This window comes from Stenotrophomonas sp. YJH_SMC_12-1, assembly GCF_059370935.1.
Map to the genome: position 1 here is coordinate 289,927 of NZ_JCAFUD010000006.1, position 26,047 is coordinate 315,973.

The following is a 26,047-nucleotide window of genomic DNA, read 5'->3' on the forward strand; positions in this document are numbered from 1 at the left end:
ACGCGGATCAGTGCTTCAGGGCGGCGGTGGCATCGCGGCCCGGTGCCGGCGCCGGCTGTGGCTGCATCGCCACCGCCTTGGCCTGCACCGGCATGCCCGGCATGAAGACCTTCTGCACGCCGTCGATGATCACCTTGTCGCCCGCGGCCAGGCCGTGTTCGACAATGCGCAGGCCATCAGCGGTGCGACCGAGCTGGATGTCGCGGCGCTGGGCCTTGCCATCCTTGTCGACCACGTAGACATACTTGCGGTCCTGGTCGGTCAGCACGGCCTTGTCATCGATCAGCAGCGCCTGGAACTGGCCGCTGCCGAGCAGCTGCACGCGGGCGAACAGGCCCGGCGTGAACTGGCGGTCGGCGTTGTCCAGCAGTGCGCGGACGCGGATGGTGCCGGTGCTGCGGGCGACCTGGTTGTCGAGGAAGTCGACCTTGCCCGAGTGCGGGTAGCCCTCTTCGCCGGACAGGCCAACCTTCACCGGCAGTTCGCTGTCACGCTCGCTCGGGCGCTCGCCCTTGCGTGCCATCTGGGCGTAGCGCAGGAAGGTGCTTTCGTCGGCATCGAAGTAGACAAAGACGGTATCCAGCGAGACCAGCGTGGTCAGCACGCTGGCACTGTCGCCGGCGGTGACCAGGTTGCCGGCGGTGACCATCGCGCGGCCGGCACGGCCGTCGATCGGTGCACGCACCTTGGTGAACTCCAGGTTGAGCCGGGCCGCGTCCAGCGCAGCCTGCGCGGCCTGCACGGCGGCACCGGACTGGTCGGCGGCCGCGCGACGCTGTTCGGCGGTCTCGGTGGAGATCGCCTGCTGCTCGGACAGTCGCTTGGCGCGCTCGGACTCGCTGCGGGCCAGCGTGGCCTGGGTGCGGGCGCGGGCCAGCTCGGCAGCCGCTCGATCGTACTCGGCCTGGTAGCTGCGCGCGTCGATGGTGAAGAGCACTTCGCCCTTCTTCACTTCCTGGCCTTCGACGTAGTTGACCTTGTCGATGTAGCCGGACACGCGCGGGCGCAGTTCAACGCTCTGCACCGCTTCGACGCGGCCGCTGAACTCGTCCCACTGGCTGACCTGCTTGACCAGTACCGGCGCGGCGCTGACCTGCGGCGGCGGCGGTGCACCGGCTTCTTCGGCGTGGCCGCCGCTGCAGGCCGCAAGCACGGCTGCGGCGAGGATCGACACGCCGACCATCGCAATGCGATGGCCGAAACGATGTGGGGTGGTATTGGGGGAAGTCATGGCATGCATCCGTACGGAGGGGTGGTACAGCTATATGAGAACGTGTTGCAAAAATCGGCGGCGTATCCTGCGACCTAAACCATGGTCGAGGTCAAGCGACGCCTGCGGTATCGCGCCACAAAGGGGGAACTTCCAGGTGCAGCAGGCCGCGCGGCAGTTCGGCATCGCTGCTGTCACAGCGGACGATGGCACGGTTGTCGCGGCAACCATCCAGCAGCGACACAACGCGGCGACCCACCAGCAGCGAGCTGGGCCACTCGATGCAGGCATTGGCCGCATTGGCCGGGGTGCACACCGGGCTGCAGACTTCCAGCATCTGCGCGCGCACGCCCAGCGCCTGCGCTTCCTGGTGCACGACCTGCGCGTACATGCGCAGCGCGGCGGTGGTGATCGAGGTCTCGCCGTAGCCCGCCCATGGCTTGGCGTTGGCCGGGCTGCCGATCATCACGTAGCGGCGCGCATGCACGTTGTCCTGCAGCAGCGGCAGCAGGTGACGCACCGCGTGCACGTGCGGCATCAGATCGGCCTGCATCGCGCCCATCAGTTCGTCACCGTTGCGGTCGACCACGCGACCGCGGCGGTACGGTCCACCCATTGCGGCGATCACCGCCGCCAACGGGCGCGGGCGCTGCGCGATGCGTTCGGCCAGCGCGCGCGCCGATCCGTCGTCGCTGAGCGACCCCAGCAGCGTCTCCAGGCCCGGCTCGTCAGCGAACTGCTCGTGCAGCGCCACCAGCCGGCCCGGATCGCGGCCGACAACCAGTACCGGGCTGCCGGCCTCCAGCAGCGCGCCAACCACACCCTGGCCGACGGCACCGGTGCCGCCCAGGACCAGGACTTCAGGCGTCAGCATCCCATTCACGGGACATTTCCTCCCAAATCCGGGATAGTCCCGATTCGGCGCAGGCGGTCACCCTTGTGAGGGGCCAGGCGGATGGCACCGCCGCGCTGCTGACGCATGGGCGCGGTAAACTCACGAAAGTCCTTGTGTACCAAGGAACTCGGACGGGCTTCGACGGTCATCGCCAGGTCCAGGGTGTTCTGGCCGGCGTTCCGGAGTCGGGCAAGAATGTTGCGCAGGCTCATGGCGGACGGGCTCCAATTAACGAATGGCGCCACGATAGACCTCAAACCTTTACTTGATTAGTCCTGATTAAGGGGAATAATCATCCCGCTCCCGGTCCAATCGTTCTGTCACGATTGTCCCATCCCCGACGTCCAGGATCCCCGACCATGTCCCACGATCTCAACGAGACGCTGATCTTCGTCAAAGTGGTCGAGCAAGGCAGCTTCATTGCCGCTGCCAAATCGCTCGGCCTGCCCAAGACCACGGTCAGCCGCAAAGTGCAGGAGCTGGAAACGCGCCTGGGCGCGCGCCTGCTGCACCGGACCACGCGCCGCCTCGGCCTGACCGAAGCCGGTTCGATCTACCACGAACATTGCCAGCGCATCGCGCGCGAACTGGAAGAGGCCGAGAGCGCGGTGAGCCAGCTGCAGTCCGGCCCGCGCGGCTGGCTGCGCTTCACCGTGCCCTATTCGATCGGCATCACCTGGATCGCCCCGCTGCTGGGCCAGTTCCATGCGCAGTACCCGGAAATCCGCCTGGACATGCACATGGGCAACGAGAAGCTGGACCTGATTGCAGGTGAAGCGGACCTTGCGCTGCGCGTGGGGGCCCTGCCCGATTCCAATCTGGTCGCACGCAAGCTCGGCAGCCTGCGCACGCAGGTGTTCGCCAGCCCGGCCTACATCGAGCGCTATGGCGAGCCGCTGCATCCGGAGGAGCTGCAGTTCCATCGCATCCTGGCGATGCGCAAGCCGTATCACACCGGCAATTCACCGCGCTTCACCTGGCAGCTGGGCGAGAACGGCGGCGAACTGCGTGACTTCCCGGTCACCCCGCTGATGACCGCCAACGACATGTCTGCGTTGAATGGTGCATTGGTCTGTGGCGAAGGCCTGCTGCTGACCGGTGACGTGATGGCCAAGCCGTTCGTTGAATCGGGCATGGTGCGCCGCGTGCTGGCCGGCTGGACCGGCCCGGAAGTGGACTTCAACGCCGTGTTCGCCGGCGGCCGCCTGGTCTCGCCAAAGGTGCGTGCGTTCGTCGACTTCCTGGTCGAAAAGCTCAACTTCGACGCCAATTACATGCTGGCGCAGTGCCCGGGTGCGAAGCTGGCGCAGCAGCAGAAGGAAAAGGAAGACGCCGCTCTGGAAAGCAGCGGCAAGCGGATCCTGGAGAAGGTGGCCGCTTCTGCGGCGTAGCCTGCAACAAGAGCGCCTACCCATCTCCTGGTAGTTGCCGACCTTGGTCGGCATGGCTTACAGAGGGATGCGCTATCGGCGTGCCGAGCAACGCTCGGCACCCACAAAAATGCCGCCTGCAAGGGCGGCATTTTCGTTCCGGCCGATGGCCGGACCGCCGGCTCAAGCAGTAACGCTACGCGTTATTGCTTGAGCGGAATCACCCGAATCTCGACGCGGCGGTTCTTGGCGCGGCCGGCGTCGGTGCTGTTGTCGGCAATCGGGTACGACTTGCCGGCGCCCAGCGTTTCGATGCGCACGCTCTGCACGCCCTGGCCGATCAGGTACTGCGCGACCGAGTCGGCACGTTCCTTCGACAGGCGGTTGTTGACCGCATCGCTGCCGATGCTGTCGGTGTGGCCGACCACTTCGATCATGGTCTGGTTGTAGTCACGCAGGGTGCCTGCCACGCCATTGAGCGCGCCGTAGAACTGCGGCTTCAGGGTCGACTTGCCGAAGTCGAAAGTGATGCCGTCCGGCAGGTTCAGCATGATGTTGTCGCCCTGGCGCTGCACATCGATGCCGGTGTTGGCAGTGCGCTCGCGCAGTGCGCGTTCCTGGCGATCCTGGTACTGGCCGACGGCGGCGCCGCTGAGCGCACCGATACCGGCGCCGATCAGGGCATGCTGGCGGCGCTCGGTGGCGCTGTCGCCGGTCAGCAGGCCGGCTGCCACGCCGATGGCGGTACCGATCAGGGCGTTACGGCCAGTACGGTTCTGCTGCTCGGTGGGGTTGCCGTACTGGTCACTCTGTACGTACGAGCCGCCGGTGGCGCAGGCCGACAGGACGGCCGCGCTCATCAGGGCCAGTGCGACGTTGCGGGTGGTGTTGCGGATCATGAGGTTCTCCTTGGTTTCCGGTCGGCCAGCGGCCTGCGGGCGCAAAGAGAATAAACAGCCCGATGCGATGCCGGAATGATGATCGGGCACATCGACAGGGCCGCGTTCAGCTAACTGACCAGATCGCTCAGGTCGCCCTTTACCCCGCCCCCGACTGGCGGTAAGCCGCCAATGCGGCGTCGCGGCCCGCGGCCAGGTCCACCAGCGGCGTACGCGGATAGCCCGGGGCATGTGCCGCCAGCAGCAGCGGATGCTGCCAGGGCGCAAACCGGGCCTTCACCGGCAGCGCGGCCAGTTCGGGCACCCAGCGGCTGATGTACCGTGCCTGCGGATCGAACTTCTCGGCCTGGGTCACGGGGTTGAACACACGGAAGTACGGTGCCGCGTCGGCACCGGTCCCGGCCACCCACTGCCAGCCCATGGTGTTGTTGGCCAGGTCGGCATCGACCAGAGTGTCCCAGAACCAGCGTGCGCCATGCAGCCAGTGCGCGCGCAGGTGCTTGCACAGGTAACTGGCCACGATCATCCGCACCCGGTTGTGCATGTAGCCGGTGTGCCACAGCTCGCGAAGGCCGGCATCGACGATCGGCACGCCGGTGTTGCCGCGCTGCCAGTCGTACAGCTGCGCCTCACTGGGCGTTGCCCATGGGAAGCGATCGAAACGCGGGTTGAGGTTGTCGGTGGGCGTCTTCGGGAAGTGATGCAGCAGGTGGTAGGCGAAGTCACGCCAGCCCAGCTGGCGCAGGTAGCCGTCGATGTCGGCGTCGGTGCCGGCGCTACGCAGCCCTTCCAGCGCATGGGCAATCCGCCAGGGTGCGATTTCGCCGAAATGCAGGTGCGGCGACAGCCGCGAGGTCCCGACACGGTCCGGCAGGTCACGCTGCTCGCGATACCCGCGCAGGGCACCGTCTTCAAAGACGGACAGTGCTTCCAGCGCACCGGCTTCACCCGGCTGCCAGTGCTCCCAGAAGCCGGTATCCCAGTCCAGCGTCGGCGCCAGCTGGAGATCATCCAATGCCAGGCTGTCGACCGCGTGCGGCGCCAGTGCTTCCGGTGCGGCCTGCAGTGCCGGCAGGCGCCAATGACTGAGTACATTGCGCCAGTACGGCGTAAATACCTTGTACGGCTGGCCCTGCTGGGTGGCGATGTCCCAAGGTTCGAACAACAGGCTGCCATTGCAGCTCTGCGCGTCGATGCCCTGCTCGCGCAGCATGCGCTTGATGGTGGCGTCGCGTGGCTGGGTGGCCGGTTCGTACTTGCGGTTCCAGTACACCGCCTCGGCGCCGGTCTGCGCGATCAGCAACTGCAGGGCCGGCAGGCTGTCACCACTGCGCAGCACCAGCGAGGAACCGCGCGTGCGCAGGTCCGCATCCAGCGCGGCCAGTGAACGGTGGCGCCACGCATCGGAGGCGGCACCCGGCGCCCACTCACCTTCTTCGTGCGGCGCATGGATGTAGACCGGCACCACGTCGTGACCGGCATCCAGCGCGGCCTGCAGGCCCGGATTGTCCTGCAGCCGCAGATCACGGCGGAACCATACCAACGCTACCGACACAGGTACTGCCTTCGTTGTGGAAGGCGCACATGATAGCCAGCGGTGGTGAAGGGGATGCGCGCAGACGCCATCTGCTAGGCTGCACGGCCGCTACCCGTTGGACTCTGACATGGATGATCTGCACGCCTCATTCGCCCGCTTCGGGCTGCTGCATGCGCAGCACGAGCGTGACTGGCAGGGCCCGTTCCCGCTGCCCACGGCACTGGCGTCGTTCTACGCGCAGGTCGGGCCGCTGGGCGAAGAGATCAATGCCAGGGTTGGCCGCGCCGGCATCACCGTTCCCGGCCTTGATGTCTGGATACCGCCACTGCAGCGCCTGTGGAGCCAGCAGGCCGGCTATCGATGGCATGGCGTCAGCGGCGAACGGATCAACGACTGGCCATCGAACTGGCTGGTGATTGCCGATCGCGGCGCTGATCCGTTCATCCTCGACCTGGACGACGGCCGTGTGCTGTTCAGCCACCACGGCGCCGGCCTGCTGGATGCCGGCGAGATCACTGCCGATGTGCCGACCTTGATGGCGGCTCTGGCTGCTGCAGGCACGGTGTACCTCGATGCCGGCGATGACCTCTACAACGACGATGACGATGGCGGCATCCGTCCTGAACACCAGGAGGCAGCCGTACAGGCGGTGGCCCGGGTACTGGGCGACCGCCTGCAGGCCGAGTCGTTCATCGGGACGTTGCTGGACTGAATCCAGCCATGGCGTGGATCTATTTTTCGAAGCGCTTTATCGCTTCGCTGATCAGCGTCCGCGCCTCGGCAGCGTTGCCCCAACCGTTGAGCTGCACCGGGTTGCGCCCGGCCGGCAGGTCCTTGTAGACCCGGAAGAACGCTTCGATGCGCTGTCGTTCGATCTCCGGCAGATCGGCCAGGTCGCGGATGTTGGCGTAGGTCGGGTCAACCTTGTCGGTCGGCACGCCGATGATCTTCTCGTCGTGCTCGCCGCCGTCGACCATCTTCAGGTAGCCGATCGGCCGGAAGCGCACGATCACGCCCGGATGCAGGGGTTCACGGGTCAGCACCAGCGCGTCCAGCGGATCGTTGTCGCCAGCCAACGTGCGCGGCATCGAACCGTAGTTGGCCGGATAGGCGACCGGCATCGACTGGAAGCGATCCACGTGCACCAGGCCGTCCTCCTTGATCTCGTACTTGGTGAAGCTGCCGGCCGGAATCTCCACCGCCAGGTTCACTTCCTGCGGCGCCTGCTTCGGCTGCGCCACCAGGAACGGGTGCAGCACGCCATCGGCGGCGGCCACCGCGGTCGCGAGCAGGAGCAGGGCCCCGCCGATGGCAGCCATGGGGACAAGACGGTGTACGGTTTTCATCTGGATCTCCTCCTCATTCCCAGCAGCGATCGGCGCGGCCCTTGGCAGTCTGCGCGCGCGGGCAGTCACGCGGCGTGATGCGGCCTTCGGTCAGCTCCGTGCGCTGCTTGCCGCCCTTGGCGTCGCGACGCAGCTCGAAGGCATCGTAGAGTCGCCCGGTCACCGTGCGGGCTTCATAGCGCAGGTGCTGCGGATCGATGTGCAACACCTGGAACAGCTGGGTGTCCTCGGCCACCGGATCCATCGTCCTACGTGCCTCGTCGGAGAGACGGTACTGCTTCGGCCCCGCCACGGTCACCACATACTGCGGCGTCGCGGCCTGTCCTTCACCACGGCGGCCATAGGTGTGATCGTGGCCCTGCAGCACCAGATCGACGTTGTGGCGACGAACCACCGGCAGCAGCACGTCACGCAATGCGGCGTTCTCGCGCCCTTCGCGCGGCGAATAGAACGGCTGGTGCAGCAGCACGAGCGTCCACGGCTGCGGATTGCCGGTCAGTACCTTGTCCAGCCACTGCGCCTGCGCCTTGGCCGTGCCAAGGTCGAGTGCCGACGTGCCATCGACCACGGCGACGCGCACGCCCTGCGCATCGAACCAGTAGCTGGTCTGCTGTGCGGCGGATGCCCCATTGCCCGGCAGCGCGAACGTCACCGGCCAGTGCCTGCCCAGCACGCGGCGTTCCTGCGGAGTGTCCTCGAACTCCTCGACATACTCGTGGTTGCCGATCGCCGGCGCGACCAGGGTTTCCTGCGCCAGCCAACCGGTGGCGGCAAACCATTCGCCCCACTCGCTGTCATCGGCACCATCGCCCCCACTGACCAGATCGCCAGCGAACAGGCTCAGGCGCGCCTCGGGTGCGGCCTTCTGCGCGGCGCGCACCACGCGGCTGACATGGCTCACGTTCTTGTTCTGGGTATCTCCAAAGTACAGCAGGGTCAGCGGCTGGTCGGGCGCAGCCAGCGTGCGCAGCTGGTTCCAGGCGCTCCAGCTGCCGTTGCCCTGCACGCGGTAGACGTACAGGGTATCGGGCCGCAGGCCGCTGACATCAGCGCGGTGGTGGTGCGACAGCCCGTTCTCGGTCTGCAGCGCGCGGGTCGTGGCGCGCACCTGGCGGATGCCCTCGATGGCCGGTGAATCACCGGCAAGGGCAATCTCCAGCAGCGGCGCCTGCACGCTGCCGTCGGTGCGCCAGGCCACGGCGAACCCATGGCCGGGATCGACTGCCGGCGAAGCGACAATGCGGTCCGGCACCGTCGTCGCTGCGTAGTGGCGGCTGCCCGCCGGCACCTGGGTGTTCGCTTCAGCCGCCGCGAAGCACAACGACGGCACCGCCAGCAGCAGGCCCAGCGCCAACGTACGCATCAGGCAACGACCGCTCACGAACCACACTCCAGCGGCAATGCCAACTGCTTGGCAATGCTCTCCCAGTCGAACGCCACCACGCCCTGGTCGTCATGCACCGCATACAACGCGCCGTGCGGGAAGCGCGCGCTGGGCTGCGGCATCATCCAGATGCCATCGGTGTTGGCCACGGTATTGCCCTGGAACGCGCCGACCGGCTTCAGGGTGTGGCGGTCGAACAGGTGGAACACGCTGCGCTGCTTGCCCTGTTCGGTGGTGATCCACCAACCATCCTTGCCGCAGGTGCGCAGGGTTACGCCTTCGGCCTGCGCCTTGAACACGTCGCGGCCGAAGGTGGTGCCGGTGAAACGCCCGGCCAGCGTGTAGACCTTGAACTCGCTGGCGTAGCCCTCGTCCTCTTCGGCGATCAGCAGGCGATCGTTCTCGGGGTCGCCCCAGATCGACTCGACCACGCGCAGGGCACCCGCCTCAGTGGTATCACCGATGCTGGCCACAAGCTTCGCTTCAACCTTCGCGCCATCGCGGGTCACCTGGTACTGGCGCACGCGCTTGTCCAGCTCGGTCAGCGGCGGCAGGATGTCACGGCCCTGTGCATCCTCGCCGTTGTCCCAGGAGTCGGTCACGTAGACGCTGTAGCCATCGGCACGGCGGTCGACCCACAGTCCGTACGGCTTGCGCAGGTCGTCCGCAGCGAAGGTCGCCAGTGGAGTGAAGTCCGGCAGGCTCAGTACCTGCACGCGGTGATTGTCGCGCTCCACGATCCACAGCAGATCGTCGGTCACCGCGATGCCGTTTGGGCGATCGAACTGCCCTGGCGCGGTGCCGCTGCTTCCTACGTCGCGCAGGTGCTGGCCGCTGCTGCCGTCGTAGACCACCAGCTTGTCGGTGGCCTTGGCAGTGGCGATCAGCCACAGCTTTCCGTCAGGTGCACGCCAGGCGGCAGGCGAATCGATGTTGTCAGCCGGCGTCATCGGTGAAAGGAATGCCTCGGCGATGGTGGTCACCGCACGCTCGTTCGTGGTCTTCGCTCCGGGCTTGGCCACGGCTGGATCATTGCCGTTGGCCGGCGTACAGCCGGCCACCAACGTCACGGCCAGCATGGTGGCCAGCAGGGTGATGCGAGGCCCGCTCACAGTGCCACCTTCAGGCCCAGTGCGTAGGTGCGGCCATATTCTTCCATCTGCAGGGTGCGCGAGCGCGTGCCCTGGTACAGCTCCAGCGGCTTGTCCAGCAGGTTCTGTGCCTCGAAATACATGCTCACGCGCGGAGTGAACCTGTAGTCAAGCGAGAAGTCGAGCTGGGTGTTCGGCGCTACGTAGATGTCGAAGGCACGGCCGGCACCAAGGGTATCCAGGTACTCGCTGCGGTGCACGGCTGCCACGCGGGTGCTCAGGCCGTACTTCTCGTAACCGATGTGCGCGCTGTACACGTTCTTCGAGGCGCGCGGCAGGGTGAAGTCCTCACCGGCGCGCTTGGCCAGGCCCGGGTCGAAATCAGTGTCCAGCCAGGTGCCGCTGGCACCCACCAGCAGGCCATCCCAGCCAGCCGGGAGGAACGACAGCTGCTGCTGCCAGTTGAACTCGGCGCCACGCACCTTGGCCTTGTCGCCATTGACCGAGGTCACCACCGGCAGGCCGTCGTAGATGCCGTCGGCGCCGGCCTGGCGGACCTGCACGATGTAGCCGTCGATCGACTTGTGGAACACGCCCAGCGAGAGGATGCCGCTGTCGCCGATGTACTTCTCCACCGACAGGTCGATGTTGGTCGACTCGTACGGATCCAGCTCCGGGTTGCCCAGGCGCACTTCATTGTCGTTGCGAGCCAGGCCGATGCGCGGCGAGGCATCGCCGAAGCCCGGGCGCGCCACCGTCTTGTTGGCAGCGAAGCGGAACACCCAGTCGTCGCTGGCGTCGTAACGCAGGTGCAGGCCCGGCAGTACGTTGTTGTAGCTCTTGCTGGCGGTGACCCGGGTCGCGGTGTAGGAGCGCCCGTCCTTGGCCACGTCCACGCGATTGCCGGTGGCGCTGAAGCGGGTGTTCTCCACACGCACGCCGCCGATCACGCGCAGCGCACCGATGTCCCAGGTGCCCATCGCATAGCTGGCGAACACGTCTTCGCGCGCGGTGTAGTCGCCTTCCAGAGACGTCGCGGCGTTGCCACCGACGTCCTGCGGACGCGCGCTGTATTCGCCACCGTGCTGCGACCAGTAGCTGCGCATCGCCGACGAGTCCATGCCCTGCCCCATCGGGCCGTGGCGATGTTCCGGCGAGCCGGTGGTCCAGTCACTGAGCTTGATCGCCGGACCCACGCGCAGCGACGCCTCATCGACATTCACGTCACGGTCGCGCCAACGCCCGAGCAGGCCGAACTTGTAGCTGCTGTTGTCGCCGTCGAAGCGGATGTTGACCTGCGCGCTGCGCTCCTCGTCGTCCACCTTCTTCGGCTTGGCCACCACACGGTCGAACTTGTAGTTGGCGTTGTCCAGCCACTGATCGTTGTCGAAGGTGTAGGTGGGCAGGCGGCTGCGCTGGTCCAACGTGCCATTGAAGGCCTTGCCGTTGAGCTTGAAGCGCGACTCGATCTCGTCGTCGACGCGTTCTTCGGTGCGGGTATAGCCGATCTTGTAGTCCAGTACCGCGTCGGTCAGCTTGTTCTCGCCACCCAGGCTGGCGGCGAAGGTGTTCTCTTCCTTGGTCCGGTAGCGCATGCGCTTGTCGATCGAATCCTTCGGCATGCCGGCAAGTCGATACTGGTCGGTGCCGGTGGCGATCATGTCGGCGCTGTTGAAGTTGAAGATCACGCGCTGGCGGGTTTCGGCATCGTCGAACTGGCTGTACAGCGTGCGCAGGTAGTAACGGCTGTCCTCGTTCTGGCGCCAGTCGAAATTGAGGTTGGCGCCGATGCGCTTGCGCTCGATCTCGTACTTGCGGTTCTGCAGGTTCAGCGCGGTGATTTCGCCCGGGCGGGTGGTGGTCGGATCCTTGTTCCCGCTGACATCACCGTACTCCACTTCGCTGTTGTCCGATTCGAACGTCCGCTTCTGGTAGTTCACGCCGGCGGCGATGCCGAAGGTGTCGTTGAACACTTCACTGTAGTTGAAGGCGGCCTTCGGGCTGGTCTCGCCCGAAAGCTGCTGGTGGCTGCCTTCGATCTTGCCACGCAGGCTGCGGCCCTCGCGGTCGAACGCCGAGGCGGTCTCGACCAGGATCGCGCCGCCAATGGCGTCGCCCGGCATGTCCGGGGTCGGCGATTTGACCACGCGTAGGCGCTCGGTCGAATCGGACGGGATCACGTCCATCGGTGCGGCGCGGCTGGAGTTGTCCGGTGTGCCGATGGCGATGCCGTCGACGCTGACGCTGTTGAGGTTGGCATCCAGTCCGCGCACGACCACGTAGCGGCCCTCGCCCTGGTCGCGCGTCACGCTGATGCCCGGCAGGCGTTGCAGCGACTCGGCCACGTTCTTGTCCGGGTACTGGCCCAGCGCGTCGGACGACACCGCATCCTCGATGGCGTTGCTGCTGCGCTTGAGGTCCACCGCGCGGATCTGCGATTCAAGCTGGGCGCGCACTTCAATGCGGTCCAGGTCGACCGCATCGGCGGCCACTGCACCGGTGGCGGCGACCGCCTGCTGCCCGGCGGCCTGCAGTGGTGCAGCAGCCCCCATCGCCAGGGTCAGGGTGATGGCAACGGCCAACGGAGTCTTGATATGCACTGGGAATCCCCATTCCTGTTAAGAATGGGTCTGCACGGTATGTCCGCAAGGTTGCATGGCAATGACATGCATCTGCACATTTCATGCAGGCCGTCTCCGGCCCCGGTTTGGGGTTGGGCGCCCAATCCGGCAAAATGGCGTCCTCTCTCCTTATCCCCCTTCCCGACCATGAAGATCGTCGAAGTGCGCCACCCGCTGGTGCAGCACAAGATCGGCCTGATGCGCAACGCTGCGCTCAGCACCAAGGATTTCCGCGAACTGGCCAACGAGCTCGGCACGCTGCTGGCCTACGAGGCCACCGCCGACCTGGACACCGAGCCGCACACCCTGCCCGGCTGGGCCGGCCCGGTCACCGTGCAGCGCATCGCCGGTGCCAAGATCACCGTGGTGCCGATCCTGCGCGCCGGCCTGGGCATGCTCAGCGGCGTGCTGTCGCTGATCCCGGCGGCACGCGTCAGCGTGGTCGGCCTGCAGCGCGATGAGGAAACCCTGCAGCCGGTGCCCTACTTCGAGCGCCTGACCGGCCGCCTGGAAGAGCGCGACGCGCTGATCCTGGACCCGATGCTGGCCACCGGCGGCACCCTGATCGCCACCATCGACATGCTCAAGCGTGCCGGCGCCCGCCGCATCAAGGGCATCTTCCTGGTGGCCGCGCCGGAAGGCATCGAAGCAGTCAAGGCCGTGCATCCGGACGTGGAAATCTACACCGCGGCCATCGATGCCCAGCTCAACGACAAGGGCTACATCCTGCCCGGCCTGGGCGATGCCGGTGACCGCATCTTCGGTACCCGCGTCGGTTGATCCGGTGAACCGGGGTCAGATCCCTTTCGCAGAAAGGGCTCTGACCCCACCCCGGATGCCGGCCTACAGGCCGGCCGCGAACGCTTCCAGCTGGCCGATGACGGTGTTCCAGCCGTCGAAGAAGCCCATCTGCTCATGCTGGTCGCGCAGGGCCTTGTCCGGGTGCATCACCTGCGCGGTGTAACGACAGCCCTGGCCCTCATCCTCCATCGAGATGATGGCGGTGAAGCCCAGCCACGGTGACTGCGGCCGCCAGCCCGGGCCCAGCATCGAGGTGAACACCAGACGCTGCTGCGGCACGATCTCCAGAAAGCTGCCCGGGTTGTCACTGCTGCCGCCGTCGGGGCCCTGCATGAAGGTGTGGAAGGCGCCGCCCGGGCGCAGGTCGAAGGCACGCACTTCGGTGGACCACGGCTTCGGGCACCACCACTGGCGCAGCAGCTCCGGGTCGGTCCACGCCCGCCACAGGGCGGCGCGCGGTGCGTTCAGTACGCGACTGATGACCAGATCGGTCTCGGGGTTGCTACCTGCGTCTACGGCCATGGGCCTGCTCCTGTCGGTGAAGGGTTTCGACAAACTCGACCATGCGGTCGGCGCGCGCTGCCCACACGACGCGCTGCGCGGCCAGCCATTGCTCGGCCTGGCCCAACCGTTCCGGCACCAGTTCGCAGGTGCGTACACGCCCCTGCTTGCGGCTGCGCACCACGCCACTGCGCTCCAGCACGGCCAGATGCTTCATCAGCGAGGGCAAGGCCATCTCAAAAGGCTCGGCCAAGGTCGACACCGTGCGCGGCCCCTGCCCCAGCGCCGCCACGATCGCGCATCGGGTGGGGTCGGCCAGTGCCTGGAACACGTCTTGAATGGCGGGATCATACTTACCCATATGGCTAAGTAATACGCCGATCTGAATGCCCCTGCAAGCGGTCGCTGCCGAGGCACGATTCTTCACGTGGCCTTGCTGCCTGCAGGCCAATGCTCCGCGCACCCGCCACCGCTTGGAGTGCTCTCGATGAAAGCTTCTTTCCTGCTGGCCGCTGTCCTGCTGGTCGGCCTGCCCCTGGCTGCCAATGCCACCACGCCGCAGCAGCAGCGCATGGCCGACTGCTCGGCCAAGAACAAGGGCTTGAAGGGTGACGCCTACAAGACCGCGCAGAGTTCCTGCCTCAGTGGCCACGCTGCCGAAGCCAAGCCGGCCAACGCGCAACAGGAACGCATGCGCAAGTGCAATGCTGACGCGGGTGCCAAGAAGCTGGCCGGTGACGCGCGCAAGACCTTCATGAGCAGCTGCCTGAAGGCGTCGTAGCATCGCTCGTCCAGTTCAATCGAATGGGGGCAGAGCCCGTTGCGCAGCAACGGGATCCGACCCCGACAAATCGCAGCCATCTGTCAGAGGCGGGGCGGTGTCGGATTGCGGGGTGTCCGCCGCATGGATGCGGCGGCCAAGCCTACAGGGACGTACTTGCGGCGTCCCCGCAATCCGACACCGCCCCGCCACCCCACGGATAGCCCGCTTTTGACGTTGACGTTGCCGTCGTGCAGGTGCAGGGCTGCAAGCCCTGCCGACAACACCCCTCACCCCAGCGCGCGCGCCTTCAGTTCACCCTGCTCGTGCAGGGTCACGAAACGCCCCTTGTCATCGAGACCCAGCTGCGCCAGCGCCACCTGCGGGTCGTGGGTGAAAAACAGATGCACGTTGCGCGCCAGCTTGTCCTCAAGGAACTGCCGCTTCTCGTCGATCAGGAGCTCGGCATTGCGGTCGTAGCCCATGGTGATCGGCACGTGTACCCATGAGCGCCCCGGGATCAGGTCGGCACAGAACACCACCCCGCCGTGCGCATCTTCGCCGGCGTGCGCGTGGCCGACGATCTCGGCCAGCATCAACCCCGGCGTGTGGCCATCGCTGTAGCTGAAGCGAACGCTGCGACCCAGAACCTTCGAATACTCGCCGTCCACCACTTCCAGGCGACCGCTGGCCTGCAGCAGGCCAGGCAGCTCCGGAATGAAGCTGGCACGGTCGCGCGGATGCGGCTGCATGGCGCGCTGCCAATGCTGCGCACCGACCACATAGGTCGCATTGGGGAACAGCAGTTCCGGCTCACGCCCTTCGCTCCATGCCGCCAGCAGGCCACCGGCATGATCGAAATGCAGGTGGCTGAGCACGACGACATCAATGTCCTCGTGCTCGAAACCTGCTTCGCGCAACGAATCGATCAGTACGTGCTGGCTTTCCTGCACGCCATAGCGCTCACGCATGCGCGGATCGAAGAACGCCCCGATACCGGTTTCAAACAGCACGGTCTTGCCTTCCAGCGGGCTGGCAAGCAGCGCACGGCAGGCCAGCTCGATGCGATTGAGCTCGTCCGGTGCCGCCCATTTTTCCCACAACGCGCGCGGCGCGTTGCCGAACATCGCGCCGCCGTCGAGGCGCTGCGAGTTTCCACGAATAGACCAGAGTTTCATGTGTCGATTATCGGCGCCGGCTCGTTAAATAATCGCTAGAAAGGAAACAGAAAACCCCGCCGTCAAGGGCGGGGTTTCGGTAAACAGCCAGATTGGCGGCCAGCGGCCGGCACGACCGGATCAGCGTGCCGGCACGACCAGGGCGCTGCCCACCGGGTTGCGCGGGTCGCTGCCGCCAAACAGCTTGTTGGCCTTCCGGTCCCATTCCACGGTCTGCAGGTTGCCCCACACGTGGCTGGACCCGCGGCCCCCGGCGGCCACATTGCCCGGCAGGTCGATCTTGTGACCCATCGCCTGCAGCTGCTTCACCGTGGCCGCGTCGAATGCATCGTCCTCGGCTTCGATCAGGTCCGGCAACCACTGGTGGTGGTAGCGCGGCAGCGCGGCAACCTGCTGCGCGTCCAGGCCGGCGTCGTAGCCGAGGATGCCCAGCAGCACCATGGTGATGATGCGGCTGCCACCCGGGGTGCCCAGCACCACCACCTTGTCGGCGTTCTCCATGAAGGTCGGGGTCATCGAGCTGAGCATGCGCTTGCCCGCCTTCGGCGCATTGGCCTCGTAGCCCATCACGCCGAACGCGTTGGGCGTGCCCGGCTTCAGCGCGAAGTCGTCCATCTCGTTGTTCAGCAGCACGCCGGTGCCCTTCGGAATCAGCCCCGAGCCGTACAGCAGGTTGACGGTCTGGGTCGCGCCGACCCGGTTGCCGTCACGGTCGATGATCGAGAAGTGCGTGGTCTCGTCATCTTCCAGCGGCGTCGGGTTGCCCGACAGCAGGTCGCTGGGCGTGGCCTTCTCCGGATGGATGGTCGCCCGCAGGCCCTGTGCGTAGTCCTTGCTGGTCAGCACTTTCTGCGGGATCTGCACGAAGTCCGGATCGCCGAGGAAGAAGGTGCGGTCGCGGTAGGCACGGCGCATCGACTCCACCACCAGGTGGGTGCGGTGCGCCGGGTCCATCTTGTTGATGTCCCAGCCTTCCAGGATCTGCAGCATGCTGGCCAGCGCGATGCCACCGGACGACGGCGGCGGAGCGGTGGTGATCTTCCAGCCGTTGTAGTTGAACACGATCGGTTCGCGCTGCTTCACGCGATAGCCGGCCAGCTCTTCAGCGGTCCACTGGCCGCCGGCCTGCTTCACGCCGGCCAGCAACAGCTTTCCGGTCTGGCCCTTGTAGAAGCCATCGAAGCCACCTGCGGCCAAGCGCTCCAGCGTCTGTGCCAGCTCCGGCTGCTTGAACAGGTCACCGCTGGTGATCGGCTTGCCGTTGCGCAGGTAGACCTCACGGGTGCCGGGATAGCGCTCCATCACCTCACGGCGAGAGGCATAGCCCTTGGCCATGCGGTCGTAGACCGGGAAGCCTTCGCGCGCGATGCGGATCGCCGGCTGCAGCGATGCAGACAGCGGCAGCTTGCCGTGCCTGGCCGACAGCTCGACCAGCGCCGCAGGTAGGCCCGGAATACCGGCCGACCACGCACCGTTGACCGAGCGGTCACGGTCGAGGTTGCCCTGCTTGTCGAGGAAGGCCTGCGGCGTTGCCGCGGCCGGCGCGGTCTCGCGCGCGTCCAGCATCACGTCCTTGCCGGTGGCCGCGTCGTGCAGCAGGAAGAAGCCACCGCCACCCAGCCCGGAACTGATCGGCTCGACCACCGCCAGCGTGGACGATACCGCCACCGCGGCGTCGAAGGCGTTGCCGCCCTGCGCCAGGATGTCGATGCCGGCCTGGGTGGCCAGCGCGTGGCCGCTGGCAATGGCCGCGCCGTCGGGGCGCTCGGCACGGGCCGGGCTGTCGGCCCAGGCGATCGGGCTCAGCAGCAGGCCGAGCAGCAACAGGGGGCGGACGATCAGCGTCTTCATTCGGATGGGGGCTCCGCGTAGAGTTCGGGGTGATCGTGCTGCAGCTGGCGCAGCTTGGCCAGCAGCTGGTCTTCCGTTTCCACGATCTCCGGGTCCGGATCGATGCACTCGACCGGGCAGACGACCACGCACTGTGGCTCATCGAAATGACCCACGCATTCGGTGCAGCGCGCAGGGTCGATCACGTAGATGGTTTCACCCATCGCAATGGCCTGGTTCGGGCAGGCCGGCTCGCAGACGTCGCAGTTGACGCAGAGCTCGTTGATTTTCAGCGACACGGCGATACTCCTCGCCCGCGCCTTGGGACAAAGGACCGGCCAGCGCGGGCGCGCGGGCCGGTCAGGTCATCAGCGGCGCCCTTGCAGGACGCCGCCCGGGCCATGCCGGAGCATGGCCGCCATGGCTCGGTCTTACTTGGCTTCGACGAAAATGTACTCGGCACCGGTCGGCTGGATCGCAGCCTGAACGCGGGCGTTGTCGGCCGACTGGCCGATGAAGACGACGCGCACGCCCTTCATCGAATCCGGCGACACGTCCTTGAACACGGCCTGGATCATGTCAGCCATTTTGCCCGAGGCCGACGAACCGAAGGCCAGCATGTTGCCCGGCTGCACGCCACGGGCCACGGCCTGGGTCGCGCTCTCGGTCTGGCGCTCGTACTTGGCCTGGAAGTCCGGGTCCGATTCCGGGGAGAGGTAGTACAGGAACGGGCTGTTGGTGATGTTGCCCATGTTCTGGATGGCCACTTCCTGCAGGTACTTCTTCCAGCCCGCATCGTCGTCCTTGGCCGGGGCGACCAGGGCCTGCTTGGCCTCGTCGACCGGAGCGGCCTCTTCCTTCTTGCAGGCGGTGAAGGCCAGGGCCAACGAAGCGATCAGCATCGCGCGCATGGTGGTGTTCATGGGTTTCCTCCCGGAATGGTGCGTGGTGTTGTGCGTAATGGGGTGCGGGTACAGCAGGACTTACGACTGTGCCGCCTTCGCTTCGCGGACCTTGCGCAGGGCTTCGAGCACCGCGGCCGGCACGAAACCGGACACGTCGCCGCCCAGGCGCGCGATCTCGCGGACCAGCGAGGACGAAATGAAGCTGTGCTGCTCGGCCGGGGTCAGGAACAGGGTCTCGACCTCGGGGATCAGGTGGCGGTTCATGCTGGCCATCTGGAACTCGTACTCGAAGTCGGACACCGCGCGCAGGCCGCGCAGCAGCACCCCGCCCTGGACCGAACGGACGAAATGGGCCAGCAGGGTGTCGAAGCCGATGACCTCGACGTTGCCATGGTGGCCCAGTGCGCCACGTGCCAGCTGCACGCGCTGCTCCAGCGGTAGCGCCGGGCCCTTGGACGGGCTCTGCGCCACGCCCACCACGACCTTTTCAAACAGCGGCGCGGCCCGGCTGACCAGGTCGATATGACCGTTGGTGATCGGGTCGAACGTGCCGGGATAGACGGCAATGCGGCGGTTGGCCACGGTCATGGGCGGATGCAGATGTTCAGATGAGGTCAAAGTGTAGCAGTGGCGCGGCGGTAGAGGGCAAAGCGCACCTCGCGGGTGCCGCCCTCGCGGTGCAGCAGCCACTCCGGCGGCAGCACCGGCACGTGGCCGGCCGGCGATTCCAGGTACAGCCAGGCATCGGCGGCCAGGTGCCGCGGCAGCTGCGCCAGCACGTCCTGCCACAGGCCATCGGCGAACGGCGGGTCGATGAAGACCAGATCGGCCTGCTGCGCGGGCGCGCCCTGCAGCCAGCGCAGGGCATCGGCCTGCACCACGGTGATCTGATCGGCGGCCTGGAGCTTGGCAACGGCCGCGGTCAGGTTGCGTCCCAGCTGCGCGTCGCGCTCGACCAGGGTGGCGTGGGCAGCACCGCGCGAGACCGCCTCCAGGCCCAGCGCGCCACTGCCGGCGAACAGGTCCAGCACCCGCGCGCCGCCCAGTCTGGGCATCAACCAGTTGAAAAGGGTCTCGCGCACGCGGTCACTGCTGGGCCGCAGCCCCGGCAGGGTCGGCACCGGCAGGCGGGTATTGCGCCAGCGACCGCCGATGATGCGGACCTGGCCGTCATTGCCCCCACGGCCGCTCACAGGCGCCCCCGGCGGGGTTCATTCGAGAATTTCAGCATGAGCGGGATTGTAGTCGTCCGGGCGGCGCCCGGAACCCGCAGAGGCCGAAGCAACAGCCAGAGCAACGGCAAAAGCTGGTTTCCTGTGGGTAGGCGGGGTGGGCCAAGTTGTGGGGGACGCCGTAAACCCGTCCATGGGGGCTTGGCCGCGGCATCCATGCCGCGGACACCCCCACAACCTGCCCCACCCCGCCTTCGACAGTTTCCTGCGATCTGCCGGAAGGTCTCTTGGGATCAGATCCGTTTTCCTGCGGAAAACGGATCTGATCCCATTTGATGTATCGATATCTGACAGATGTGTCGACCAAGGTCGACACCTGCCAACAGCCGCGTGAACCTGTCAGAGGCGGGGCGGTGTGGGTTGGCAGGACCGTTGGCGCCATGGATGGCGCCATCGAGCCCCCATGGATGGGTTCACGGCGTGTCCTGCCAACCCACACCGCCCCGCCATCCCACGGATAGCCCGCTGCTGCTGTTGATGTTGCTGTTGCTTCGGCCTCTGCAGGTGCAGGGCTGCAAGCCCTGCCGACCAACCCCTTGATTTCGGGACAATCAGCCATACCCCTTGGCGAGGCCGCACGCGCTGGCGCGGCATTGCACATGGAGCCCTATCGATGACCGAGACCACCCAGACCGAAACCCTTGGCTTCCAGACCGAAGTCAAGCAGCTGCTGCAGCTGATGATCCACTCGCTGTACTCCAACAAGGAGATCTTCCTGCGCGAGCTGGTCTCCAACGCCGCTGACGCTGCCGACAAGCTGCGCTTCGAGGCCCTGACCCAGCCGGCCCTGCTTGAAGGTGACAGCGAGCTGCGCGTGCGCGTCAGCTTCGACCCCGCCGCCCACACCATCACCATCGAAGACAACGGCATCGGCATGAGCCGCGCCGAAGCCATTGCCCATCTCGGCACGATCGCCAAGTCCGGCACCGGCGATTTCCTCCGCCAGCTGTCCGGCGACCAGAAAAAGGATTCGCAGCTGATCGGCCAGTTCGGCGTCGGCTTCTACAGTGCCTTCATCGTTGCAGACCAAGTGGAAGTGACCTCGCGCCGCGCCGGCCTGGCTGCAGGCGAAGGCGTGCGCTGGACCTCGCGCGGCGAAGGCGATTTCGAAGTGGCCACCATCGACAAGGCCGAGCGCGGCACCCGCATCGTGCTGCACCTGAAGGACGGCGAGCACGATTTCGCCGATGGCTGGCGCCTGCGCGGCATCCTCAAGAAGTATTCGGACCATATCGGCCTGCCGATCCAGATGCCGAAGGAAGGTGGCGAAGAAGGCGCCGCGGTCGAATGGGAAACCGTCAATCGCGCCAGCGCGCTGTGGACCCGCCCGCGCACCGAGATCAGCGACGCCGAGTACACCGAGTTCTACAAGCACGTGGCACACGACCACAGCGATCCGCTGGCATGGAGCCACAACAAGGTCGAAGGCAAGCTGGAATACACCTCGCTGCTGTACGTGCCCGGCCGCGCGCCGTTCGACCTGTATCACCGCGATGCCCCCAAGGGCCTGAAGCTGTACGTGCAGCGCGTGTTCGTGATGGACCAGGCCGAGCAGTTCCTGCCGCTGTACCTGCGCTTCATCAAGGGCGTGGTCGATTCCAACGACCTGTCGCTGAACGTCTCGCGCGAGATCCTGCAGTCCGGCCCGGTCATCGATTCGATGAAGGCCGCGCTGACCAAGCGCTCGCTGGACATGCTGGAAAAGCTGGCCACAGACAAGCCGGAGCAGTACGCCACGTTCTGGAAGGAATTCGGCCAGGTGCTGAAGGAAGGCCCGGCCGAGGACTACAACAACCGCGAGAAGGTGGCCGGCCTGCTGCGCTTCGCCTCTACCCGTGGCGACGGCGATGCGCAGAGCGTGTCGCTGGCTGACTACCTCGGCCGCATGGCCGAAGGCCAGGACAAGATCTACTACCTGACCGGCGAGAGCTACAGCCAGGTGCGCAACAGCCCGCACCTGGAAGTGTTCCGCAAGAAGGGCGTGGAAGTGCTGCTGCTGACCGACCGCATCGACGAGTGGCTGATGGGCTACCTGACCGATTTCGACGGCAAGGGTTTCGTCGACATCGCCCGCGGCGACCTCGACCTGGGCGCGCTGGAAACCGAAGCGGACAAGCAGGAACAGGAAGCAGCGGCCAAGGACAAGCGGGGCCTGGTCGAGCGACTGAAGACGGTGCTGGGCGATGACGTGGCCGACGTGCGCGTCTCGCACCGCCTGACCGATTCACCGGCGGTGCTGGCCATCGGCGAACAGGACCTGGGCCTGCAGATGCGCCAGATCCTGGAAGCCAGCGGGCAGAAGGTGCCCGACAGCAAGCCGGTGCTGGAGATCAACCCGGGCCATCCGCTGATCGCCAAGCTGGATGCTGAAGCCGATGGCGCGCGTTTCGACGATCTGGGCCGGGTGCTGTTCGACCAGGCTGCATTGGCCGCCGGCGACAGCCTGAAGGATCCGGGCGCCTATGTGGCGCGCCTGAACAAGCTGCTGCTGGAGCTGTCGGCCTGATCGACAAGGTGGCCGCCGGGCATGGCCCGGCTTACCGGGCGATGCTCTGGTAGAAGCCAACCTTGGTTGGCGCCCAAAAAGCGTGCCAACCAAGGTTGGCACCTACCGGGGCGGGTGGTGAGTGCCAATCAGGATTGGCACCTACCAGGCGGGTCGAGCGTGTCAATCAAGGTTGACACCCACCAAGGCCGGGCGGCTCAGGCCTCGCGATCCAGCAGCGAGCCCAGCATCTGGTCCTGGCGTCGGATCACCGCGGCGTTGGAAGCGAAAGCCACCACCTCGGCTTTCGCTGCCAGCAGATCACCCAGTGGTGCACTGACATCGGCGCCGGTAGGGGTCACCGCAGCCTGCACCCCACCCTGCTCCACCGTACTACGCTGCAGCTGCAGGCGCTGGGCATCGGGAGTCGCCAGGTTGGCCACGTTGTGCGCAGCCACCTGCACGCCCTGCTGGGCCGCACGCATCCCGCCGAGGGCGATTCCCATCACGTTGTTCATGGCGGTCTCCGGACCGCCCTGCGCAGCCCTCCGGACCGGTTAACGGCCGGCCGGCCGCGACCTTGAGTCCACATCGGCCTGACAGGCCCGAGTGGTAGCATATCCCTCTGATTTCAGCGCCTTTTGCCAATGCTCAGTTTTTTCCGCCGCAAGAAGCCCCAGGATGCCCCCGCAACGGAGGCACCCAAGACCCAGCACTACTCGGCTGAAGAGCTGGCGGCGGCGTTTCCGTCGGCCGCGCCGGTCGAGGACAAGGAGCCGGCACCGGTAGCCGTACCGGCCGAGCCTGCACCGGTCGAGCCGCCCCCGGCAACCGCCGTTCCGGTCGCTGTCGAGCCCACCCCGGTGATTCCGGCCCCAGCCGCACCAGTTCCGGCAGCTCCTGCGCCCACGGCGCAGATTGACGTCGCCCCCATCGCGACCCCGGCCATCGAACCGGCACCCGCACCGCTGCCCGAGCCCACCCCGGCACCGGTCACCGACGACCTGCCTGCTGCCGCCTCGGTCGACGCTGCTCCGGCACCTGCCGGCAAGCCCGGCTGGCGCGAACGCCTGCGCAACAGCGTCATCGCGCGCAGCTTCGGTGGCCTGTTCTCGCGCAACCCAAAACTCGACGACGACCTGCTGGACGAGCTGGAAACCGCCCTGATCACCGCCGACGTCGGCGTGGGTGCCACCACCGACCTGGTCGAGGGCCTGCGCAAGCGCATGAAGTCGCGCGAGTTCGCAGATGCAAATGCGCTGCTGGCCGCGCTGCGTGCCGAGCTGATCGCGATCCTGCAGCCGGTGGCCAAGCCGCTGGTGATCGACCGCAACGCCAAGCCCTTCGTGGTGCTGACCGTCGGCGTCAACGGCGTTGGCAAGACCACCACCATCGGCAAGCTGGCCAAGCGTTTCAAGGATGAAGGCCACAGCCTGATGCTGGCCGCCGGCGACACCTTCCGCGCCGCCGCCGTCGCACAGCTGCAGGCCTGGGGCGAACGCAACGGCGTGGCCGTAGTCGCCCAAGGGCAGAACGCCGATGCCGCTTCGGTGGCATTCGATGCGCTGCAGGCCGGCAAGGCCCGCGGCACCTCGGTGCTGATCGCCGATACCGCCGGCCGCCTGCACACCCAGTCCGGCCTGATGAACGAGCTGGGCAAGATCCGCCGCGTGCTCGGCAAGATCGACGCCACTGCACCGCACGAAGTACTGATGGTGATCGACGGCACCACCGGCCAGAATGCGCTGTCGCAGCTGCGCCAGTTCAACGCTGCGGTGAACGTGACCGGCCTGGTGGTGACCAAGCTGGACGGCACTGCCAAGGGCGGCGTGGTGTTCGCGCTGGCCCGCGAGTTCGGCATTCCGATCCGTTTCGCCGGCATCGGCGAGCGCCCGGAAGACCTGCGCGTATTCGATCCGGAAGCCTTCGTTGACGCCCTGCTGCCCGAAGCGCTGGGTGCCTGATAGACCGTGCAGCCACGCTTGGCGTGGCTCTACTGCAGCCCGGTAGAGCCACCCCATCGGTGGCTGCCCACCTCCGGAATACCGATGCCCCGCCAGCCGCACGCCAGCGCCGGAACCACGCAGACCGACGACTTCGTCGCCCACCTGCTGCATTGGTTCGACGACCACGGCCGCCACGACCTGCCCTGGCAGCATCCGCGCAGCCCCTATCGGGTCTGGTTGTCGGAAATCATGCTGCAGCAGACCCAGGTGAGTACGGTCATCCCGTACTTCCAGCGGTTCCTGCAGCACTTCCCGACCCTGCCCGACCTCGCCGCCGCCAGCAATGACGCGGTGATGGCGCAGTGGGCCGGGCTCGGCTACTACGCCCGCGCACGCAACCTGCACGCGGCAGCCAAGCGCTGCGTGGAACTGCACGACGGCGACCTGCCACGTGACTTCGACGCACTGCATGCCCTGCCCGGCATCGGCCGCAGCACCGCCGGTGCGATCCTCAGCCAGGCCTGGAACGACCCGTTCGCGATCCTCGATGGCAACGTCAAGCGGGTGCTCAGCCGCTACCACGGCATCGACGGCTTCCCGGGCCTTCCGGCCATCGAGAAGCAGTTGTGGGCGATCGCCGAGGCGCACGTGGCGCAGGTGCCGGCCGGACGCATGGCCGATTACACCCAGGCGCAGATGGACCTGGGCGCGACCGTGTGCAGCCGCGCCAGACCCGCCTGCGTGATCTGCCCGCTGCAGGACGCGTGCGTGGCGCGCCGCGAAGGCCGCACCGCTGAACTACCCACGCCCAAGCCCAGCAAGACCCTGCCCGAGCGCGAAGCAGTGGCCCTGATGCTGCGCGACCCCCAGCAGCGCGTGCTGCTGCAGAAGCGGCCGGACACCGGCATCTGGGCGCAGCTGTGGACGCTGCCGCAGGCCGAGGCTGGCAGCGACCTGCAGGACTGGTTCGATGCGCATGTTGAAGGTTCGCTGGAAGACGCCGAGGAGCTGCCAGTGCTGCAGCACACCTTCAGTCACTACAGGCTGCACCTGCAGGTACTGTCGCGCCAGGTGAACGGCCTGCGCGTGGAAGAACCCACGTTGCGCTGGGTCGCCTACGATGAACTGCGCGCGCTGGGCCTGCCCGCGCCGATCCGCAAACTGCTCGACGGCGCGACGATCAAGACGCCAAAACGAACTTCCAAGAAACCCCGCAACCACGAGTGAGTGCCATGCCCCGAACCGTCTTCTGCCAGTACGAACAACGCGATGCCGAGGGCCTGGACTTCGTGCCCTACCCCGGCGAGCTGGGCCAGCGCATCTTCAACAACATCGGCAAGCAGGCCTGGGCTGCGTGGCTGGCGCACCAGACCATGCTGATCAACGAGAACCGCCTGTCGCCGCGTACGCCGGAACATCGCGCGTTCCTTGAAGGCGAACTGGTCAAGTTCCTGTTCGAGAAGGACGCGCAAAAGCCGGCCGGCTTCACTCCGGAAGCCTGACGCACAGGTAGTGCCGGGCGCTGGCCGGCAACCTGGCATCTGCGCGATGCCGGCCAGCGGCCGGCACGACCGCGCTATTTCGTGTTTTCCACGCGCTCCTGCACCTGCGCCTGGCGCAGCTCCTGCTCGGATGCGCGTAGTGCCTTCACATCGAGCTTGCGGATGCTGTCGATGAAGCACGGCAGGCGCGGGCCGCCGGTAGGGTCGCGCACCAGCACCTTGTCGAAACGCGCCGAAACACGATTCATCTGGCTGGTCAGGCCGATGGCGGTGGCATATGGCAGGTCCTGGCAGGGCCCCCTCAGCTCCAGCAGGTAGGCCTCGCTGGGACGCGTCCATACCGCAAGCGCGCTGTCACCCAGCTCGGTCCAGCCATTGAGGGTGCCGAAGAACTGCATGTCGTTCTGCGGCGCACCGGCATGGGCACGGTACAGGCCAAGCTTATCGGCGCTGCTGAGCCGGCCAGTGGTCGCACACGCGGCCAGCGCCAAGCAGAGTCCGGCCACCAGGAACGGGGTCTTCATGGCGATCTCCTCGGGGAACTGTCGCCATCA

The 26,047-nt window shown here is 66.6% G+C and carries 27 protein-coding genes; 8 read left to right on the plus strand and 19 right to left on the minus strand.

The window, feature by feature from the left end; translation table 11 throughout:
• Positions 1-7 precede the first annotated feature (7 nt).
• The 3 genes from AC5P8Y_RS13280 to AC5P8Y_RS13290 all read right to left on the minus strand — a co-directional run bounded on the left by AC5P8Y_RS13280 (position 8) and on the right by AC5P8Y_RS13290 (position 2,317).
• The gene (locus AC5P8Y_RS13280; RefSeq protein WP_005409110.1) at positions 8-1,231 is read right to left on the minus strand and encodes an efflux RND transporter periplasmic adaptor subunit; all 1,224 of its coding nucleotides are present in this window, start codon (positions 1,229-1,231) and stop codon (positions 8-10) included.
• 91 nt (positions 1,232-1,322) lie between these two features.
• Positions 1,323-2,093, minus strand: a complete 771-nt coding sequence (locus AC5P8Y_RS13285) for an SDR family NAD(P)-dependent oxidoreductase (RefSeq protein ID WP_049404587.1) — start codon at positions 2,091-2,093, stop codon at positions 1,323-1,325.
• The gene (locus tag AC5P8Y_RS13290; RefSeq protein WP_005409108.1) at positions 2,090-2,317 is read right to left on the minus strand and encodes a hypothetical protein; all 228 of its coding nucleotides are present in this window, start codon (positions 2,315-2,317) and stop codon (positions 2,090-2,092) included. Before AC5P8Y_RS13290 ends, AC5P8Y_RS13285 begins: the two co-directional genes overlap by 4 nt.
• 147 nt (positions 2,318-2,464) lie before the next feature.
• Between AC5P8Y_RS13290 and AC5P8Y_RS13295 the strand changes: the two genes are divergently transcribed.
• Positions 2,465-3,496 (plus strand): LysR family transcriptional regulator, encoded by a 1,032-nt coding sequence (locus AC5P8Y_RS13295; RefSeq protein WP_005409107.1) that lies wholly within the window; start codon positions 2,465-2,467, stop codon positions 3,494-3,496.
• 182 nt (positions 3,497-3,678) lie between these two features.
• Here AC5P8Y_RS13295 and AC5P8Y_RS13300 read toward each other — a convergent pair whose 3' ends face one another.
• Both AC5P8Y_RS13300 and AC5P8Y_RS13305 read right to left on the minus strand, forming a co-directional pair.
• Positions 3,679-4,374, minus strand: coding sequence for a YiaD family glycine zipper/OmpA-like lipoprotein (locus AC5P8Y_RS13300; protein ID WP_005409106.1), 696 nt, complete (start codon positions 4,372-4,374; stop codon positions 3,679-3,681).
• Positions 4,375-4,513: 139 nt separating this feature from the next.
• Complete coding sequence (locus AC5P8Y_RS13305) at positions 4,514-5,929, minus strand: cryptochrome/photolyase family protein (protein ID WP_049404591.1); 1,416 nt, start codon at positions 5,927-5,929, stop codon at positions 4,514-4,516.
• Positions 5,930-6,038: 109 nt separating this feature from the next.
• Here AC5P8Y_RS13305 and AC5P8Y_RS13310 point away from each other — a divergent pair, with 109 nt between their 5' ends.
• Positions 6,039-6,623 (plus strand): SMI1/KNR4 family protein, encoded by a 585-nt coding sequence (locus AC5P8Y_RS13310; RefSeq protein WP_049404593.1) that lies wholly within the window; start codon positions 6,039-6,041, stop codon positions 6,621-6,623.
• Positions 6,624-6,642: 19 nt separating this feature from the next.
• Here AC5P8Y_RS13310 and AC5P8Y_RS13315 read toward each other — a convergent pair whose 3' ends face one another.
• The 4 genes from AC5P8Y_RS13315 to AC5P8Y_RS13330 are packed head-to-tail and all read right to left on the minus strand — an operon-like array spanning position 6,643 to position 12,284.
• Entirely contained in the window at positions 6,643-7,257 is a 615-nt protein-coding gene (locus tag AC5P8Y_RS13315) for an inorganic diphosphatase (protein WP_049404594.1), read from the minus strand.
• A gap of 13 nt (positions 7,258-7,270) precedes the next feature.
• Positions 7,271-8,620 carry a purple acid phosphatase family protein gene (locus tag AC5P8Y_RS13320; protein ID WP_217482223.1) on the minus strand — a complete coding sequence of 450 codons (1,350 nt, stop codon included), beginning with the start codon at positions 8,618-8,620 and terminating at the stop codon, positions 7,271-7,273.
• Positions 8,621-8,634: 14 nt separating this feature from the next.
• Positions 8,635-9,720 (minus strand): phytase, encoded by a 1,086-nt coding sequence (locus tag AC5P8Y_RS13325; protein WP_088435621.1) that lies wholly within the window; start codon positions 9,718-9,720, stop codon positions 8,635-8,637.
• Positions 9,721-9,749: 29 nt separating this feature from the next.
• On the minus strand, positions 9,750-12,284 hold the full coding sequence (locus AC5P8Y_RS13330; protein ID WP_395760187.1) for a TonB-dependent receptor: 2,535 nt from the start codon (positions 12,282-12,284) through the stop codon (positions 9,750-9,752).
• Positions 12,285-12,500: 216 nt separating this feature from the next.
• Here AC5P8Y_RS13330 and upp point away from each other — a divergent pair, with 216 nt between their 5' ends.
• Positions 12,501-13,133 (plus strand): uracil phosphoribosyltransferase, encoded by a 633-nt coding sequence (upp, locus tag AC5P8Y_RS13335; protein WP_005409099.1) that lies wholly within the window; start codon positions 12,501-12,503, stop codon positions 13,131-13,133.
• 63 nt (positions 13,134-13,196) lie between these two features.
• Here the strand turns inward: upp and AC5P8Y_RS13340 are convergent, their stop codons facing one another.
• A complete protein-coding gene (locus tag AC5P8Y_RS13340) occupies positions 13,197-13,676 on the minus strand; it encodes an SRPBCC family protein (RefSeq protein ID WP_005409098.1) in 480 nt (159 codons plus the stop codon).
• Positions 13,657-14,082 (minus strand): ArsR/SmtB family transcription factor, encoded by a 426-nt coding sequence (locus tag AC5P8Y_RS13345; RefSeq protein WP_229295627.1) that lies wholly within the window; start codon positions 14,080-14,082, stop codon positions 13,657-13,659. The genes AC5P8Y_RS13340 and AC5P8Y_RS13345 overlap by 20 nt, the downstream gene beginning before the upstream one ends.
• A 60-nt stretch (positions 14,083-14,142) precedes the next feature.
• Between AC5P8Y_RS13345 and AC5P8Y_RS13350 the strand changes: the two genes are divergently transcribed.
• Entirely contained in the window at positions 14,143-14,436 is a 294-nt protein-coding gene (locus AC5P8Y_RS13350) for a PsiF family protein (protein WP_005412985.1), read from the plus strand.
• A gap of 269 nt (positions 14,437-14,705) precedes the next feature.
• On the opposite strand, the gene AC5P8Y_RS13355 is transcribed toward AC5P8Y_RS13350, so the two are convergent.
• The 6 genes from AC5P8Y_RS13355 to rsmD all read right to left on the minus strand — a co-directional run bounded on the left by AC5P8Y_RS13355 (position 14,706) and on the right by rsmD (position 19,521).
• Positions 14,706-15,593 (minus strand): MBL fold metallo-hydrolase, encoded by an 888-nt coding sequence (locus tag AC5P8Y_RS13355; protein ID WP_111188698.1) that lies wholly within the window; start codon positions 15,591-15,593, stop codon positions 14,706-14,708.
• A gap of 120 nt (positions 15,594-15,713) precedes the next feature.
• Positions 15,714-17,444: a gamma-glutamyltransferase gene (gene ggt / locus AC5P8Y_RS13360; RefSeq protein ID WP_049395944.1), complete on the minus strand. Its 1,731-nt coding sequence runs from the start codon at positions 17,442-17,444 to the stop codon at positions 15,714-15,716.
• Positions 17,441-17,722, minus strand: coding sequence for a YfhL family 4Fe-4S dicluster ferredoxin (locus AC5P8Y_RS13365; protein WP_004153175.1), 282 nt, complete (start codon positions 17,720-17,722; stop codon positions 17,441-17,443). The genes ggt and AC5P8Y_RS13365 overlap by 4 nt, the downstream gene beginning before the upstream one ends.
• Before the next feature lie 132 nt (positions 17,723-17,854).
• Complete coding sequence (locus AC5P8Y_RS13370; RefSeq protein WP_005409092.1) at positions 17,855-18,346, minus strand: hypothetical protein; 492 nt, start codon at positions 18,344-18,346, stop codon at positions 17,855-17,857.
• A 60-nt stretch (positions 18,347-18,406) separates the two neighbouring features.
• Positions 18,407-18,916: a pantetheine-phosphate adenylyltransferase gene (gene coaD, locus AC5P8Y_RS13375; protein WP_005409091.1), complete on the minus strand. Its 510-nt coding sequence runs from the start codon at positions 18,914-18,916 to the stop codon at positions 18,407-18,409.
• A 26-nt stretch (positions 18,917-18,942) separates the two neighbouring features.
• Entirely contained in the window at positions 18,943-19,521 is a 579-nt protein-coding gene (gene rsmD, locus AC5P8Y_RS13380) for a 16S rRNA (guanine(966)-N(2))-methyltransferase RsmD (RefSeq protein WP_005409090.1), read from the minus strand.
• Positions 19,522-20,173: 652 nt separating this feature from the next.
• On the opposite strand from rsmD, the gene htpG reads away from it, so the two are divergent.
• Entirely contained in the window at positions 20,174-22,066 is a 1,893-nt protein-coding gene (gene htpG, locus AC5P8Y_RS13385; protein ID WP_164133509.1) for a molecular chaperone HtpG, read from the plus strand.
• A 197-nt stretch (positions 22,067-22,263) separates the two neighbouring features.
• Here htpG and AC5P8Y_RS13390 read toward each other — a convergent pair whose 3' ends face one another.
• Positions 22,264-22,563: a hypothetical protein gene (locus AC5P8Y_RS13390; protein ID WP_012479775.1), complete on the minus strand. Its 300-nt coding sequence runs from the start codon at positions 22,561-22,563 to the stop codon at positions 22,264-22,266.
• A 129-nt stretch (positions 22,564-22,692) separates the two neighbouring features.
• Between AC5P8Y_RS13390 and ftsY the strand changes: the two genes are divergently transcribed.
• From ftsY to AC5P8Y_RS13405, 3 genes are all read left to right on the plus strand, one after another.
• Positions 22,693-24,009, plus strand: a complete 1,317-nt coding sequence (ftsY, locus tag AC5P8Y_RS13395) for a signal recognition particle-docking protein FtsY (protein ID WP_049402618.1) — start codon at positions 22,693-22,695, stop codon at positions 24,007-24,009.
• A gap of 84 nt (positions 24,010-24,093) precedes the next feature.
• On the plus strand, positions 24,094-25,218 hold the full coding sequence (gene mutY, locus AC5P8Y_RS13400; protein WP_164133508.1) for an A/G-specific adenine glycosylase: 1,125 nt from the start codon (positions 24,094-24,096) through the stop codon (positions 25,216-25,218).
• A gap of 5 nt (positions 25,219-25,223) precedes the next feature.
• Positions 25,224-25,493 (plus strand): oxidative damage protection protein, encoded by a 270-nt coding sequence (locus tag AC5P8Y_RS13405; protein ID WP_005409085.1) that lies wholly within the window; start codon positions 25,224-25,226, stop codon positions 25,491-25,493.
• Between the two features lie 74 nt (positions 25,494-25,567).
• Here AC5P8Y_RS13405 and AC5P8Y_RS13410 read toward each other — a convergent pair whose 3' ends face one another.
• Entirely contained in the window at positions 25,568-26,017 is a 450-nt protein-coding gene (locus tag AC5P8Y_RS13410) for a DUF6491 family protein (protein ID WP_111188462.1), read from the minus strand.
• Between the last annotated feature and the right edge of the window lie 30 nt (positions 26,018-26,047).